This window comes from Tardiphaga sp. OK245 (genome assembly GCF_900108575.1).
GTDB classification, from domain to species: Bacteria; Pseudomonadota; Alphaproteobacteria; order Rhizobiales; family Xanthobacteraceae; genus Tardiphaga; species Tardiphaga robiniae.
On record NZ_FNWZ01000004.1, the window covers coordinates 187,911 to 203,353 of the forward strand.

At 62.8% G+C, this 15,443-nt stretch carries 13 protein-coding genes; 8 read left to right on the top strand and 5 right to left on the bottom strand.

The window, feature by feature from the left end; genetic code table 11:
- The first annotated feature begins 246 nt into the window (after nt 1–246).
- On the top strand, nt 247–2,442 hold the full coding sequence (locus tag BLW80_RS19485) for a TonB-dependent siderophore receptor (protein WP_170849739.1): 2,196 nt from the start codon (nt 247–249) through the stop codon (nt 2,440–2,442).
- A gap of 256 nt (nt 2,443–2,698) precedes the next feature.
- Here the strand turns inward: BLW80_RS19485 and BLW80_RS19490 are convergent, their stop codons facing one another.
- Together BLW80_RS19490 and BLW80_RS19495 are read right to left on the bottom strand one after the other, a co-directional pair.
- Nucleotides 2,699–4,318, bottom strand: a complete 1,620-nt coding sequence (locus tag BLW80_RS19490) for a hypothetical protein (protein WP_093759272.1) — start codon at nt 4,316–4,318, stop codon at nt 2,699–2,701.
- Nucleotides 4,319–4,371: 53 nt separating this feature from the next.
- Nucleotides 4,372–5,664, bottom strand: coding sequence for an adenylosuccinate synthase (locus BLW80_RS19495; protein ID WP_089261652.1), 1,293 nt, complete (start codon nt 5,662–5,664; stop codon nt 4,372–4,374).
- Nucleotides 5,665–6,137: 473 nt separating this feature from the next.
- On the opposite strand from BLW80_RS19495, the gene BLW80_RS19500 reads away from it, so the two are divergent.
- From BLW80_RS19500 to BLW80_RS19515, 4 genes are all read left to right on the top strand, one after another.
- The gene (locus BLW80_RS19500) at nt 6,138–6,659 is read left to right on the top strand and encodes a FecR domain-containing protein (protein ID WP_093759273.1); all 522 of its coding nucleotides are present in this window, start codon (nt 6,138–6,140) and stop codon (nt 6,657–6,659) included.
- A gap of 37 nt (nt 6,660–6,696) precedes the next feature.
- On the top strand, nt 6,697–8,586 hold the full coding sequence (locus BLW80_RS19505; protein WP_349633109.1) for a CHASE2 domain-containing protein: 1,890 nt from the start codon (nt 6,697–6,699) through the stop codon (nt 8,584–8,586).
- A gap of 201 nt (nt 8,587–8,787) precedes the next feature.
- Nucleotides 8,788–10,140 (top strand): HWE histidine kinase domain-containing protein, encoded by a 1,353-nt coding sequence (locus tag BLW80_RS19510; protein ID WP_139285863.1) that lies wholly within the window; start codon nt 8,788–8,790, stop codon nt 10,138–10,140.
- An 11-nt stretch (nt 10,141–10,151) separates the two neighbouring features.
- Nucleotides 10,152–10,544 carry a response regulator gene (locus BLW80_RS19515; RefSeq protein ID WP_231077883.1) on the top strand — a complete coding sequence of 131 codons (393 nt, stop codon included), beginning with the start codon at nt 10,152–10,154 and terminating at the stop codon, nt 10,542–10,544.
- An 8-nt stretch (nt 10,545–10,552) separates the two neighbouring features.
- On the opposite strand, the gene BLW80_RS19520 is transcribed toward BLW80_RS19515, so the two are convergent.
- Both BLW80_RS19520 and BLW80_RS19525 read right to left on the bottom strand, forming a co-directional pair.
- Nucleotides 10,553–10,744, bottom strand: a complete 192-nt coding sequence (locus BLW80_RS19520) for a hypothetical protein (protein ID WP_093759276.1) — start codon at nt 10,742–10,744, stop codon at nt 10,553–10,555.
- Nucleotides 10,745–10,918: 174 nt separating this feature from the next.
- Nucleotides 10,919–11,128: a cold-shock protein gene (locus BLW80_RS19525; RefSeq protein WP_068731259.1), complete on the bottom strand. Its 210-nt coding sequence runs from the start codon at nt 11,126–11,128 to the stop codon at nt 10,919–10,921.
- A 268-nt stretch (nt 11,129–11,396) separates the two neighbouring features.
- On the opposite strand from BLW80_RS19525, the gene BLW80_RS19530 reads away from it, so the two are divergent.
- On the top strand, nt 11,397–12,098 hold the full coding sequence (locus tag BLW80_RS19530; RefSeq protein WP_093759277.1) for a class I SAM-dependent methyltransferase: 702 nt from the start codon (nt 11,397–11,399) through the stop codon (nt 12,096–12,098).
- 6 nt (nt 12,099–12,104) lie between these two features.
- Here the strand turns inward: BLW80_RS19530 and BLW80_RS19535 are convergent, their stop codons facing one another.
- Nucleotides 12,105–13,016 carry a PhzF family phenazine biosynthesis protein gene (locus BLW80_RS19535; RefSeq protein ID WP_093759278.1) on the bottom strand — a complete coding sequence of 304 codons (912 nt, stop codon included), beginning with the start codon at nt 13,014–13,016 and terminating at the stop codon, nt 12,105–12,107.
- A gap of 263 nt (nt 13,017–13,279) precedes the next feature.
- On the opposite strand from BLW80_RS19535, the gene BLW80_RS19540 reads away from it, so the two are divergent.
- Entirely contained in the window at nt 13,280–14,065 is a 786-nt protein-coding gene (locus BLW80_RS19540) for an alpha/beta fold hydrolase (protein WP_502688620.1), read from the top strand.
- Nucleotides 14,066–14,174: 109 nt separating this feature from the next.
- Complete coding sequence (locus BLW80_RS19545) at nt 14,175–15,422, top strand: cupin domain-containing protein (RefSeq protein ID WP_093759279.1); 1,248 nt, start codon at nt 14,175–14,177, stop codon at nt 15,420–15,422.
- Nucleotides 15,423–15,443: the final 21 nt, after the last annotated feature.

The window sequence follows — 15,443 nt, forward strand, 5'->3', positions numbered from 1 at the left end:
ATTGCCGCTCGGCACACTCCTGAGATTTTAACGATTCTAGTGTGTAGAGGTTCTAACTTGGCAGGTAATGCCATGCGCGATTTGATGTCCTAGAGACCTCGCAGGAATCGGGCTCGGTCAGCTCGAACGACATGCGGGGCGTTATCGGTGGGGATCGTCGAAAGAAAAGTCACCAAGGCAATGTGTCTTGGTGCAGCGAGTTCTATTGTCTTGTTGATGGGCCTGTCAGCGCAGGCAAGCGCACAAATGCTGGCGCAAGCCACCGGCACGGAGACGCCTTCAGCGCGGGCCACGCAGCTGGATCCCGTCATCGTTCAAGGCAGCGCAGACCGGCGCGCCAAACCCAAGAACACTGCGCGCAGCAGCGCGTCGCGCACCGCCGCACGGGAGGCGCGCACAGCCCCGCGTCAGGGAACGGTCACGCCGAGCAATGTGCCGGGCGCCCGCGCAACGGAATCCGCATGGGGCCCCGTTCAAGGCTATGTGGCCACGCGAAGTGCCACGGGCACCAAAACAGATACGCCTCTGATCGAGACGCCGCAGTCGATTTCGGTGGTAACGCCGGAGCAGATGCGCGACCAGGGCGCGCGAACCGTCGGTGAGGCGCTGGCCTATACGGCGGGCGTGCAAACCCAACCCTATGGCTTCGATCCCCGCTACGATCAGTTCCTGATCCGCGGATTTGCGGCCAACCAATTCGGCGAATACCGCGACGGTCTGCGGCAGGGCAACGGTTCCTTCGCCCATTTCCGCAACGAACCCTATGGCGCCGAACGCATCGAGGTCATGCGCGGTCCGTCCTCCGTGCTCTATGGCGCCAACGAAGCCGGCGGCATGGTGAACTATGTCAGCAAGATGCCGCTCGAGAAGCGGCTCAACGAAGCCGGGCTCGATATCGGCAATTTCAATCGCTATCAGGGCCGTTTCGATTTCAGCGGGCCGACGCTCGACAACGACAAGCTGCTCTATCGCTTCACCGGCCTGGTGCGTGACAGCGGCACGCAGATTCCCGGCACCTGGGACGATCGCGTGTTTCTCGCACCGAGCTTCACCGCAAAGCTGGGCGAAGACACGACGCTCACGGTGCTGGCCGAATACGAGCGCAGCAAGACGTCGATGTGGCCGTATTATTTACGCAACCCGGCAACGGGCGTGGTGACCAATATTCGTCTCGGCGATCCGTCATTCGATGCGCTCACGCAGTCGCAGGCCTCGGTCGGCTACAGGCTCGAACATCGCTTCAATGAGGCTGTGACGTTCCGGCAGAACGTCCGGCTCGGGCACGTGTCGTTCGAAGGCAACATGATCGATGCACTCAGTCTCTCTCCCGACGGCCGCACGCTGAACCGTTACGCGTCGACCTATAAGGAAAGCCTGAACACCTTCAATATCGACAATCAGATCCAAGCCAGATTGGCAACCGGCCCGATCAAGCATACGGTCCTGGCCGGTGTCGATTACTTCCGGCAGGGAACGACTTTTGGCTACTATGCGGGCACCGGTCCGTCGCTCGACCTGACAAATCCTGTTTATAGCACTTCGGTGCCGACATTGCCTTTGTCGATTATGAGCGCCAACAGCCAGACGCTCGGCCAGCTCGGACTTTACGCACAGGACCAGATGGCACTGGGCGGCTGGCGGCTGACCATCGGCGGCCGGCAGGACTTTGCCGAACTCTCGAACCACGACGACCTGTCAGGCGTGACGAGCACGAGCGACCCAAGCAAGTTCACAGGCCGCGCGGGATTGCTGTATCTGTTCGACAACGGGCTCGCGCCTTACGTCAACTACGCGACGTCATTTCTGCCGCAGAGTGGCACGACGGCGCCCGGGCGCGGCGCGACGCCCTTCGCGCCGACGACCGGTGAATCGTTCGAAGCCGGTATCAAGTATCAGCCGCTCGGCTGGAACAGTTACTTCACGGCGACCTGGTTCAACCTGACCAAGGACAACGTGCTCACCACCGATCCGGTCTTCGGTTCGCTGTATTCGGTGCAGACCGGCCAGATACGCTCACGCGGAACCGAACTGGAGGCGGTGATGGCGCTGATGCCGGGGCTGAAGGGCATCGCCTCCTACAGCTACACCGACGCGACCGTGACCCGCAGCAATGGCTTCGATCTCGGCAAGGTACCGATCGGCGTGCCCACTCAGCAGGCGGCGATCTTCCTCGACTACACCTGGCAATCCGGCCCGCTCGCGGGCTTCGGTGTCGGCGCCGGCGCGCGCTGGATCGGACAGACCTGGGCTGACGACATCAATACGCTCAGAAACCCTGCGATCACGGCGTTCGATGCGGGTGTGCATTACGATTATCGCGGCATGCGCCTGGCCGTGAATGCGCGCAATCTGTCGGACGAGCGTGTTCCGATCTGCAACGGTGGGACCTGCACCTTCACACAGGGGCGCACCGTTCTCGGCAGCGTGACAGCGCGATGGTGAGAGCGCGGCTGCGAAACCTCTGATGAAGCAGTTCTGGCTGCAGGAATGACGTGAAACGACGGAGCGGTGGCGCAGGCGGCGAGTTTCGGCTGCAAGTAGCTCCGTCCAGACGACGCACTATCATCCGTCATGGCCGGGCTTGACCCGGCCATCCACGCCTTCGCCTGTGACAAGACGTGGATGCCCGGCTCAAGGCCGGGCATGACGTGGAGAGATCGGTGCAGATCACGAGCGGCTGACCAGCGCGCTTGATCTGTTACTCGCCCCAGGCCGCGAAGGCGTCGTTGAAGGCACGCTCGCCGGGCGAGCCCTTCTCGATGGCGATGATGGCGCGGCGCTGGTTGGCATAGACCAGCGGGATATCGAACCATGACCGCTCCTTCAGGAGCTGCAGGTTGCGCGCGCGATCGCTTTCGACATTGCTGAGACCGACCAGGAAGAAGCCGTCGGTGACCTTGACCGCGAGGCCGGCCAGCGGCGTGCCGCGGGCCTGCTCGTTCGACTTCATCAGCACGCCCGGAACATTGGCGATGCCGCCGCCGGCGAAATCAGGCGGCAGAACGAAAGTGAGTTCGGCCGTGTGGCTGGCAGGCAGCGACGTGTCGGTGTTGCGGCGGAACGACATGGTCGTCTTGAACTTGCGTTCCGGAATCTCGATGTCCGCGCGCACGGCGATGTCACCAGGCTTGCCGCCGGTGCCCTTGATCTGCTCGGTGCGCCAGACCACCGTGCCGACATATTGCCGGCCCTTCGGCTCGGCCGGATCCTCGTCATACAGAACGACGCGCTGCGCGACCGGCGCGATCTGATCCGACGACGACGGCTGACCGACGCGATCGGCGATCTTCGGCCGCGGCGCCAGCGGCGCATCCTTGTTGTCGGTGACGACGGGCGCCGAACCGCCGGCGAAACCGCGCACCATTTTGTTGATCGTCGGCCATCCCAGAATCACGGCGCCGATCAGGATCATCACGATGCCGATGAGAAGCGCGGTCTTGAACGGGAAACCGCCGCTGACGCGCTTCGGCTTCGGAGGCTTGGGCGGCTTCGCCTTCTTGCCCTTGGAATCCTTGATGCGCGACGGCGGCACCTGCGACTCGTCGCCGTCCTGGTCGTCGTAAGCCGTCTCGTCGTAGCCGAACGCCTCGCTCCGCGCTTCCATGCTGGGTTCGAGACGATCGAATTCCGGCGTCGGCGACGGCACGTTGGCGTAGGTCTTGCGCGCCGCGCGGTTGGCCTGGGCGGCGGCGCGGCCAAGATCGTCGACATCGGCGGTGACGTCACGGAAGCCGCGCATGGCGGCATCGCCCTGGTCGCCGCGGTCGTTGCGGGCCGGCGGGGGTGCCGCCGGATTGTTTTCGAAGCGGCGCGGCGTGCCTGATCGTTCGCGGGTTGGTGGACCGTTCGGATCCTGCGCGCCGGCATTGGGCGACTGCTGCTTTGGAATCGGCGGCGGATCGACGCGCAAGGTGCGCGGCGGGCGCGGCTCTTCCGGCCCGCGGGGGGACGCCGGCGTCGGCGTAATCGGCTGGCGGCCGCGCGGCGACGGCTCGGCCGGCGTGGCACCGGCACGCGGCCCGGCATTGCGGAAAGCATCGCCGGCGCGCGGCTTGCCGTCGCCCGTCGTTCCGGCCCCCGCAGGCCGCGACGCATCGCGGGCGCGCTGGGCCGCTTCGGATTCGACCTTGCGGACGGCCTCTTCGAGCGACAGCCGCTCCCTAGTGATCTCTGACTCGCTGAGCGGCGGCTCAACACTGCGCAACTGGGCAATCAGAGCCGTGCGGGCGCGCTCATAGAGCGCGCGCCGCTGCTCACCGGGAGCACTGGGGTCCAGTCCGGCGATGGCACGGGCGATCAACGGGTAGTAATCAGCCATCTCGACTCAATGTTGCGGGTGCATCAATTTGGAGGCTATCCGGTAACAGTCCGTTAAGCCTCGAACGGGTTTTGCACCAGAATAGTATCTTCGCGTTCCGGGCTCGTGGAAAGCAAAGCAATCGGACAGCCCACCAGTTCCTCGATCCGGCGCACGTATTTAATCGCCTGCGCCGGCAGATCGGCCCAGGAGCGCGCATTCGCGGTCGGCTCTTTCCAACCCTCGATGGTCTCGTAGATCGGCTCGATCCGGGCCTGGGCGCCTTCGCCGGCCGGCAGATAGTCGATCTCCTTGCCGTCGAGCTTATAACCGACGCAGACCTCGATGGTGTCGAAGCCGTCGAGGATGTCGAGCTTGGTCAGCGCCAGGCCATTGATGCCGCAGGTGCGGACAGTCTGTCGCACCAGCACCGCATCGAACCAGCCACAGCGACGCTTGCGCCCGGTATTGACGCCGAATTCCTTGCCGCGACGGCCGATCTCTTCGCCGATCTCGTTGAGCAGTTCGGTCGGGAACGGACCCTGGCCGACGCGCGTGGTGTAGGCCTTGCAGATGCCGAGCACATAGCCGACCGCGCCCGGGCCCATGCCGGTGCCCGTCGCCGCCTGCGCAGCAACCGTGTTGGACGAGGTGACATAGGGATAGGTGCCGTGATCGACGTCGAGCAGCGCGCCCTGCGCGCCCTCGAACAGGATGCGCTTGCCTTCGCGGCGCTTGCTGTCCAGCAGCCGCCAGACGGCCTCAGCGTAGGGCAGCAGCACCGGCGCGAATGCGGAGAGCTCCTTCACGATGTCAGCCGTGTTGAATTCTGCGAGGCCGAGGCCGCGGCGCAGCGCATTGTGATGCGTCAGCAGGCGATCGACCTTGTGCGGCAGGGTGGCGAGATCGGCGAGATCCATCAGACGGATCGCACGGCGGCCGACCTTGTCTTCATAGGCCGGGCCGATGCCGCGCTGGGTGGTGCCGATGGCCGTAGCCTTGTTGGCATTCTCGCGCAGTGCATCGAGTTCGCGGTGCAGCGGCAGGATCAGCGTGACGTTTTCGGCAACGCGCAGATTGTGCGGGCCGACATCAACGCCCTGGCCGCGGAGCTTGGCGACTTCATCGACAAAGGCCTGCGGGTCAAACACCACGCCATTGCCGATCACCGAGAGCTTGGACTGGCGCACGACGCCCGACGGCAGCAGCGCCAGCTTGTAGGTCTGACCATTGATGACCAGCGTATGACCGGCATTGTGGCCGCCCTGATAGCGGGCGACGACATCAGCCTGATCCGACAACCAGTCAACGATCTTGCCCTTACCCTCGTCGCCCCACTGGGCGCCGACGACGACAACATTGGCCATTTGGCGCTAGTCCTCTGAAAATACACGCGTCGAAGCGTGATCAGCGCGGAAAACGGTCTGCCGTTTGCCGGATCACGCCCAGGCATCCGCCTAAACGCGGCCAATGATCTTGGTTACCCAAGTCTTCCAGGACGCTGTCTGCGATGCAAAACGGGAATAAAGGAAGCGCGGGGGGAAAACAAGCACGAACGCCCCGAAAATGGCCTCGTTAGCCTCATGCAAACCTTTGATATCCCCTGAAAATCCGGGGCGTTGTGGCGAGATTGCGGCAGCGCTCGCGGCCCGATTACTGAGAATGCCTCTCAATCTCACATGGTCGTGAGATCGGCCATCCCGGTTGGATCTGCCCTCGTTGTGCCGCTGCGTCGCCCTATATGGGTACCTCCAAGCGTTAATCGCGACGCTCGCCCGCTGACGTTGAACGGAATCGCCCGCCGCCCGCCTTACCGATGTGGCGTTCAGGAGTAACCAACATGACCCATTCAATCAGGCTGGCGGCGGCTATCGTCGCTGCGGCGTGCCTGTATGGCAGTGCTGCATCGGCGCAGCAGGCCGGCCCCGGCTGCACATCGAGCCAACCGGTCGGCGGCCCACAAACCCTGCACTGCGGCGGCGTGACGATCATTGCTGAAAACGGCGCGCGTTTCACGCTGCTCGATCGCGACCGCAACGGCCGTATCGACGGCGTCGACCTGCAAAGCAAGGCCATTTTCATCGAGGCCCCCAAACAGAAGGCCGGCAAAACCTTCGAGGTGATGACACCGCAAGCAATCGCCGCGGTGCGTGGCACCAAATGGGCGGTGGACGCCGAGGGCAGCAAGACCTCCGTCTTCGTCGAGACCGGTCGTGTCGGCGTCAGGCGTGTGACCGGCCCCGGCAGCGTGAGCCTCGGCCCCGGTGAAGGCGTCGATGTGGATGCATCAGCGACACCACTCGACATCAAGCGTTGGCCCGCGCCGCGCGTCGCCGCATTGATGGCAAGGCTTGGTCGTTAGCAAGGCTTGGACGTTAAAGAGGCCTGGATACGCGACGATGATGAAGGCCAGCAGATTGCAGACACCGCTCGCCATGGTCCTTGCGGGCGTGTGGGCGGCGGCGCTGGCCTTTGGACATAACCGCGGCGATGTCGGCTTTCTCGACCGGTTAGAGGCGACGCTGACCGACCTGCGCATCCAGATCCGCGGCGTGAAGAAACCGCCCGATCTCGTCACCATCATCGCCATCGACGATCGGGTCGCACGCGAACAAGGTAGCTATCCGCTGCCCCGCGCCACGCTGACGACAATCATCGAGGAAATCGCACGCTACAAACCGAAAGTGCTCGCTCTCGATCTGCTGCTGGTCGATGCCGGCGCAGCAGAGAGCGATGCCGCACTGGCACAGGCGCTCGGCAAGACCAACACCGTCATTGCCGCGGCGGCGCTGTTCAGCGAGTCCAAACAGACCGTGGCCACCAAGGAGTCCGGGCCGCTTGCGGATCTGCCGGTGGCGTCGGGATTTCTGCTGCCGCTGAAAGTCTTCGCCGATCAGGCCACGGTCGGCGTGGTCAATCTCAACACCGACAGCAGCGGCGTACCGCGCTCGATGCCGATGCTGATGCGCTCGGCCGACCGCGTGATGGTGTCGATGCCGCTGCGCGTCGCATCCGCCGCCTCGCGCGACGATGCCCAGATTGGCGAGTATAATTTCTCCCTCGCCGGCACCCATGTCCCGACCGATGTCGGCCATTTGCTGCCGATGTCTTTCTATGGGCCGCACGGCACGATCAGGACGATCAGCGCATCGGAGGTTCTGGCGGGCAAGCTCCGCCGCGCCGATGTCGAGGATCGCGTCGTCGCCATCGGCGTCACCGTCAGCGGCGGCGGCGATTTCTTCTCGACGCCGTTCGATCCGGTGATGCCCGGCGTCGAAGTCGTGTCCACCGCAATCACGCATCTGCTCGCCAAGGACACCTTGCTGCGCAATACATCCATCCGGCTGTTCGATGCCGGCTTTGCGATCGTCCTGGCGATGCTGTGCATCGCCCTGCTCGCCTGGCGGCGCAATGCCGTCGGCCTCATTGCGATCGTCGCCGTCGTCGCATTGTGGGCCGTGATCAACACCGTCGCCTATGCCCATGGCATCTGGATGAGCGCTGCATTGCCGCTGGCCGCGGCTGTGCCGCCGGCCATGGCGTTCGGCGCGCTGCAGATCTGGAGCAGCCGGCGCAGCGTGCAGCATTTCGCCGCCCGCAGCGATCTGCTGCGCCAGTTTCAGGCGCCGGGCCTGCGCGAATGGCTGATCAAGGATCCGGACTATCTGTTGCAGCCGGTGCATCAGCATGCCGCCGTCATCTTCATCGATATCTCGCGCTTCACCGCACTCAGTGAGACACGCGACGCAGATGCGGTGCGCGAATTGCTGAAGTCCTTCCACGCCATGATCGATCAGGTGACCCTCGCCCATGGCGGTGTGGTGACAACCTTCATGGGCGACGGCGCGATGATCCTGTTCGGATTGCCTGTGGTCGCCGATGACGATGCCGCCCGTGCCGTGCGCTGCTGTATCGAACTGACGACGCGCACCGGCACATGGATCGCCGGTCTTCCGCCTGAGATCGCCGGCCAGATCGGATTCAAGATCGGCGCACATTTCGGCGATATCGTCGCATCGCGTCTCGGCGGCGCCAGCTACCAGCACATCACCGCGACCGGCGATACCGTCAATGTCGCCAGCCGGCTCATGGAGGTGGCCGCGAGCCACGGCGCCAAGGTGGCCCTAAGCGACGACCTGCTGCGCGCCGCGGGAGCGAACTGTGCGGTGCGCGCGACCGGGGCGCTGAGCGGCCCGACCGAAGTCCAGATCCGCGGCCGCAGCGGCGCGGTCAGCGCGTGGCTCTGGCACGACGGCAGCGCGGCGGAGGCTATATCGACCTCAGCGTAAATCGACGCACGCGGCATCGCCGCGATTGAGCCGGAACCCGGTCTGGTCTGGCACGTTTGCTCGAAGACCTGTTAGCGTACATCCGCAACCGTATCTGTTTGCGGCCGTATTTCATTGCAGCGTATTTTTGCGATCGGAGCCGCAGCTCCCGGGGTATTCGTGGATCAATCGTTAGGACCTATTCAGGACGCCAATTCATTCTTGCGAAGTTTGCTCGCAGCATCGGGCGACTGCATCAAGGTTCTCGATTTCGACGGCAACCTCATCTTCATGACCGAGGGCGGCCAGCGCATCATGGAGGTCACGGACTTCGGCGCGATCAAGGGCTGCCCATGGCCTGACTTCTGGCAGGATCAGGGCAATATCGACGCGAAGGCGGCTGTAAGAGCCGCTCAGCTTGGGCGTACCGGACACTTCCAGGGTTTCGCCACCACAATGGCCGGCACGCCGAAATGGTGGGATGTCACCGTCACCGCCATTCCCGGCCCCGATGGAAAACCGCATCAGCTGCTTTCGGTGTCGCGCGATATCACTGCATCGCGTGCCGTGGATGTGGCGCTGCAGGCCAGCGAAAGCCAGCTACGACTTGCACTCGACGCCGCCGACACTGGAACCTGGGATCTCGACCCGCGTACCGGCGTGCTGCAATGGGACCGGCGCTGCTACGAATTGTTCGGCCTCACCTTCGGCAAGCCGATCTCGTTCGACGTCTTCCTGCAAGGGCTTCATCCCGACGATCGCGACGTCACGGAGAAGGCGTGCCTGAACGCCATGAAGCTGGACGGACCACAGGCCTATGACATCGAATACCGCACCATCGGTCTCGATGACGGCATCGAGCGCTGGTGTTCCGCCAAAGGCAGGGCTGAATTCGAGAACGACGTCGTTACGCGCTTCATCGGCACTATTCGCGACGTCGGTAAACTGAAACGTGCCGAGACACAGCAGCAATTACTGACGCGGGAACTCGAACATCGCATGAAGAACACCATGGCGATGGTCGGCGCCATCGCCAGTCAGACGTTCCGGACTGCCGCGACCAAGGAAGAGGCGCGCACGATCTTCGATGCGCGTCTGGCCGCGCTCAACCAGGCGCATGACATCCTCACGCAATCGAGCTGGACCAGCGCGTCGATGCCCACGGTGATCGCTGGCGCGCTCGCGCCGCATCGAACGGGCGAAAAGCGCATTCGCGTCTCGGGCCCCGAGGTGGAACTGACGGCCAAGCAGGCGCTGTCGCTGGCACTCGCGCTGCATGAACTCGCAACCAATGCCACAAAGTATGGTGCATTGTCCGTTCCAGACGGAACGATCACTATCGACTGGGCTTGTCACACCGGCAGCGACGGGCCGGCGTTAGGTTTCGTGTGGCGCGAATCCGGCGGCCCCGTCGTGGCGCCGCCGACGCGACGTGGATTTGGCTCACGACTGATCGAAGGTACGCTGTCTGCCGACTTCGGCAGTTCCGTCAAAATCGAATTTTTGCCCGAAGGGCTCACATGTCGGTTCGAAACCAGATTGAGCGATCTGGCTTCGGTGCCCGACGAAAGGTGACACCAATTTTTATGGCATCACTCCAGGAACTCAATGCACGTGACATGCAGCGCCCCGCCGTCCTCATCGTCGAGGACGAGCCTCTGCTCCGTATTCACGCGGCCGACATCGTCGAGGAAGCCGGGTTCTTCGCCATCGAGGCCAATAATGCCGACGAGGCCGTGCGAATTCTGGAAACGCGCGACGACATCGTTCTGCTGTTCACCGACGTACAGATGCCTGGAAGCATGGACGGGTTGAAACTGGCCCACGCGGTACGCAACCGCTGGCCTCCGATCAAGATCGTGATCGTTTCCGGCCATTTGCAGGTCGCCAAGAACGATCTGCCCGACGACAGCCGCTTCTTCGGCAAGCCGTTCGAGACGACGAAGATGATCGCGGAACTACGCGCGCTGATCGGCTAGAGCCGGCGCTATTGGACGGGTTGCTCGCCGACGATGGCGCGATCGATGGCGTCGACCACGTTCTGAATCTCGACAAACTTCATGCGAGCCCGTTCCGCATTATCGCGATTGAAGGGCGCCGCCAGCACTTTTGCGTGCGCATCACGTTCCTCGATCATGCGCATACGCGCCGCCTTGAGCGTATCCAGACGTTCAATCATCTTGATCGATCCTCATATCGGATGCTGAAATCAGGCGTATGGTCATGCGTATAGCATGAAGCCCGCCGGTGATGATCACCGGCGGGCCTCAGTCATTTCAAATCTATGAGACGACGCAAAACTTGTCGGTCGAGAAATCCCAGTACATCCGTGGAAATTTCAGGACCTTCAAGCTCAGATCGCGCGGAGATCTTCCGCGCTGGTCTTGCCGCGCATCTTGTCAGCCTTGGCTTCGAAAGAAACCTTCTGGCCTTCATTGAGCGAACCCAATCCAGCGCGCTCGACTGCACTGATGTGAACGAACACATCCTGGCCGCCGTCATCAGGCTGAATGAAACCGAAACCCTTGGTCGCGTTGAACCACTTAACTGTACCGACTGCCATAACTATTCTCCAAGATGCGCGAATGCGCGAGCCCTACGCGACATCGCGTGAGCCCGATCCGATTTCAACGATGTCTTGGGGAATGGAGCCGATTACGGCGCGGTCAACAAGCCAGAGCATATATTCGAATAACTGCAATATAGACGATTTCAGCCGAATTACAAGAACAATGATTCCAGAGCGTGTTTAACGAGCATTTACAACGCTGAACTTCAGATCGAAGCTGGCTACGGAACTCTGATTTACCGTTGCTGCAGCGGGCACGCGAATGGACAGATCGAGGCGACGCACACCGGTTCTGGCCGAAATTCGCTTCGCCGAGCGGCGCTGCGAATTCGATGGGCTCGATCTCACCACGCGTTTCGAGCTGATCTATCGCACCAATCTGTGGGGCGCTGAAAAATCGCAATCCGGCCTCGGCTCCGAACTCGACGCAACAATGTCACTCCGCCGCGACCTCACGCAATTGCTGCGGCGATTGCGGGTGCAATCGATCCTCGATCTGCCCTGCGGCGATTTCACCTGGATGGCGCAGATGGACCTCGGCGGTATCCGCTATCTCGGCGCCGATATCGTTCCGGATATCGTGGCAGCCAATGCCGCGCACTATGGCAATGCAGGCCATATCGATTTTGCCCGACTCGATCTCGTCAGCGATACCCTGCCCGCTGCCGATCTGGTGTTGTGCCGCGACTGCCTTGTGCATCTGTCATTCGCCAACATCCACCGCGCCATCGCCAATCTGAAACGCTCCGGCACCTGCTGGCTGGTGACCACGACATTTCCCGACGCATCAGCCAATCGCGATATCGAGGACGGTGACTGGCGCGTGCTCAATCTGCAGTACGCACCGTTCCTGTTTCCTGCTCCCTTAGCCGTGATCAACGAAGGCTGCACGGAAGCTGCCGGCGACTATGCCGACAAGTCGCTGGCCCTGTGGCGCGTGAGAGATCTGCCGGACGGGGCGTGATTCAGCTTACACGTCGATACGGCCCTGCATCACCGGCACGCAACGGCCGGAAATGCGAACGCTCTGCACCTGCCCCTCGGCTTTGTGCACTCCAACCTCAATGAGGCTGCGGCGCCCCATCTCAACGCCCTGCTCGATGGTGATGCTACAGACCGCATCGCGGCGCGGGTCGAGCGTGACGAGATAGGCCGCGAGCGCCGCGGAGGCGCTGCCGGTGGCGGGATCTTCGGGGACGTTGTCGAGCGGCGCGAACATCCGCGCGCGCAGGCGATCGAAACCATCGCCGATCCGGACATAGATGAAGGCCGAAAAACGATCGTCGTGATGCCGGTGTTTCCGTTCGGCCTGCTCGAAGGCCGTTGTGTTTGGCCGTGCGGACGCCAGCGCATCGAGACTGCTCAGTTCGGTCACCGCGAAAGGCAGACCGACGGACACCATGCGCGGCCCGTGCGTTGACGTGACGATGGCATCGGGCGCGAGTGATACGCAGGCGGCCATCATGTCACGGTCAATCTCACCATGCATCGTGAGGGGCTGCGGCGCGACGAAGCCGGTGCCGACAATCGCGCCGCCATCGCGCAGCAGATCGAGATGGACGAGGCCTGCCTTCTCTTCGAACACCATGTGATCGCCGACAGGCCTGCCGAAGGCCGTGCCCTGGCGGCCAAGCACGAAGGCGGTGCCGACATTGGGATGACCGGCGAAAGGGATTTCAGTGGTCGGCGTGAAGATGCGAACGCGTGCGGTATGTGCGGGATCATCCGGGGGAAACACGAAGGTCGTTTCCGAATAGTTGAACTCGGTGGCGATCTTCTGCAGCAGCGCATCGTCGATGCCGCGCGCATCCGGAACGACTGCCAGCGGATTGCCGCCGAAACGCTGGTCCGTGAACACATCCACGGTGACATAGTCGATCATGCTGTAGCCCTCACCATTCCGTTACCGCCGGGTTCGCCGACGTAACAGTCGGCGCCGGCCCTGCGTATTCGTAGCCATAAACCTAGGTATGCCGGCTGCACACCACCGTCCGATTCACCGCAGCCTCGCCATCCCGTAAACCCGATAATGTCATGCCGATCCGCTCCCGTTCGAGCTGACCGGCGCGAACTCGTCAAGTGCAACATCCATGCTTCCTTCATCCCTCCGGCGAGGACAATCGCCGGCAACCGAATGGTGATACCATGTTGATGAACTCCCTTTCCAAGACGACTCTGCGTGCGATGCTGATGGCGACCATGTGCCTGCTGACGGCGCCGATGGCGCAAGCTGCAACCGCAGCGCCCGTGAAAGCCAAGAACGTGGTTCTGGTGCACGGCGCCTGGGCCGACGGATCGAGCTGGGCCGGAGTCATTCCGCTGTTGCAGAAGGCAGGCCTCCATGTGACGGCCGTGCAAAATCCGCTGAGCTCGCTGGACGACTCCAATGCCGCGACCCGCCGCGCGCTCGCCTTGCAGGATGGGCCGACCGTCCTCGTCGCGCATTCCTGGGGCGGCACCGTGATCAGCGACGTCGGCACCGACCCGAAGGTCTCGGCGCTGGTTTATGTCGCAGCCCGCGCGCCGGACGCCAATGAGGACTTCGTGGCGCTGTCCGGCAAATTCCCGACGGGCGAGGTGCGCGCCGGAATCCAGACCCATGATGGCTACACCCAGCTCTCCGAAGACTCGTTCCTGAAATATTTCGCCAATGGCGTTCCGCGCAAGCAGGCCGAAGTGCTCTATGCCGTGCAGGGCTCGACCGCCGCATCGATCTTCGCAGGCCGCACCACTGCGGCCGCGTGGCATGACAAGCCGTCATTCTATGCCGTGTCGAAAGAGGACAAGACGATCAATCCCGATCTCGAGCGTTTCCTCGCCAAGCGCATGAATGCGACGACGATCGAACTCAATGCCGGCCACCTCTCGCTGGTGTCGCACCCGAAGGAAGTCGCCGACCTGATCCTCGCGGCCGCAGGCGTCAAGAAGTAGAGCTGTTTCTTTCCCCTTAACAGCGCGCGTCGGGCGTACCCGGCGCGCATCGCTTTCATCGATCCGACAATCATGACGCATGATCTGCGTCGCAACAGGAGGACGTCCCATGTTCTCACGGAGAGATCTCATGGCAGCCACAGCATCGGGCATCGTGATGACCGCCGCAGCATCGGCACAGGCCGCGACATTCGGCAATCCGGATCTGCCGCCGCAGGGCGCGATCAATGCCAAGGGGCCGAACAATCTGAGTGATCCCGGCCCGCAGAATCCCGTTATCGCCGGCCAGTTTCCATCCTCGCAATTGCCGCCGGCGACCGATATCGGCGGCATGGCGCTGCCCTGGGCCACGTTCAACAATGCACCGCGGCGCATCCAGAACGGCGGCTGGGCACGGCAGGTGACGCAAGCAGACTTTGCGATCTCGACCACGATCTCCGGCGTCAATATGCGGCTCACCGCCGGTGGCATCCGCGAGATGCATTGGCACCAGGCCGGCGAATGGGCGATCATGACTTACGGCTCGTGCCGGGTGACCGTGCTCGACAATCAGGGTCGGCCTTATGTTGCCGACGTCAATGCGGGCGATCTCTGGTACTTCCCCTCCGGCGCGCCGCATTCGCTGCAGGGCCTCGGCCCCGATGGCTGCGAATTCGTGATCTGCTTCGATGACGGCCAGGCCAACGAGTTCAATACGCTGCTGCTGTTGGACTGGATCGCGCATACGCCGCCGGAAATCCTCGCCAAGAATTTCGGTGTGCCAGTCGAAAGCTTCGCGAAAATCCCGCTGCAAAATCTCTGGATCTTCCAGGGCACGGTTCCCGGTTCGCTCGCGGCCGATCAGGCCTCGTCCTATCGCGATGCGGATGTCGCGCTCTATCCGTTCACCTATTCGCTGGGATCGTCCAAGCCGGTCAAATCGACACGCAACGGCGAGATCCGGATTGCCGACACCAGCAACTTCACCGCTTCGGCGACGATCGCGGTGGCGCTGGTGACGGTGAAGCCCGGCGGCATGCGCGAGATGCACTGGCATCCGAATGCCGACGAGTGGCAGTATTATCTCGCGGGCCGCGCGCGGATGACCCTGTTCAATTCCGGCCCGAACGCCACCACCATCGACTTCACGCCGGGCGATGTCGGCTACGTCAAACGCAACTTCGGCCACTATATCGAGAACACCGGCGACACCGACCTGCAATTCATCGAGGTGTTCCGCGCGGCGCATTACGAGGAAGTGTCGCTGTCCGACTGGTTGACGCACACGCCGCCGGCTCTCGTCGCACAACATCTCAATGTGGCACCCGAAGTTATCGCCAAATGGCCGCGTCAGGCACCGGGCATCATGCCGGCCTGACGCTGCAACACCGCACGGGAG

Excerpts from the sequence above, each read along its gene's own strand:
- BLW80_RS19485 (WP_170849739.1), top strand. The coding sequence starts at position 247 with ATGCTGGCGCAAGCCACCGGCACGGAGACGCCTTCAGCGCGGGCCACG.
- BLW80_RS19490 (WP_093759272.1), bottom strand. The coding sequence starts at position 4,318 with ATGGCTGATTACTACCCGTTGATCGCCCGTGCCATCGCCGGACTGGAC.
- BLW80_RS19495 (WP_089261652.1), bottom strand. The coding sequence starts at position 5,664 with ATGGCCAATGTTGTCGTCGTCGGCGCCCAGTGGGGCGACGAGGGTAAG.
- BLW80_RS19500 (WP_093759273.1), top strand. The coding sequence starts at position 6,138 with ATGACCCATTCAATCAGGCTGGCGGCGGCTATCGTCGCTGCGGCGTGC.
- BLW80_RS19505 (WP_349633109.1), top strand. The coding sequence starts at position 6,697 with ATGATGAAGGCCAGCAGATTGCAGACACCGCTCGCCATGGTCCTTGCG.
- BLW80_RS19515 (WP_231077883.1), top strand. The coding sequence starts at position 10,152 with ATGGCATCACTCCAGGAACTCAATGCACGTGACATGCAGCGCCCCGCC.
- BLW80_RS19520 (WP_093759276.1), bottom strand. The coding sequence starts at position 10,744 with ATGATTGAACGTCTGGATACGCTCAAGGCGGCGCGTATGCGCATGATC.
- BLW80_RS19525 (WP_068731259.1), bottom strand. The coding sequence starts at position 11,128 with ATGGCAGTCGGTACAGTTAAGTGGTTCAACGCGACCAAGGGTTTCGGT.
- BLW80_RS19530 (WP_093759277.1), top strand. The coding sequence starts at position 11,397 with ATGGACAGATCGAGGCGACGCACACCGGTTCTGGCCGAAATTCGCTTC.
- BLW80_RS19535 (WP_093759278.1), bottom strand. The coding sequence starts at position 13,016 with ATGATCGACTATGTCACCGTGGATGTGTTCACGGACCAGCGTTTCGGC.
- BLW80_RS19540 (WP_502688620.1), top strand. The coding sequence starts at position 13,280 with ATGTTGATGAACTCCCTTTCCAAGACGACTCTGCGTGCGATGCTGATG.
- BLW80_RS19545 (WP_093759279.1), top strand. The coding sequence starts at position 14,175 with ATGTTCTCACGGAGAGATCTCATGGCAGCCACAGCATCGGGCATCGTG.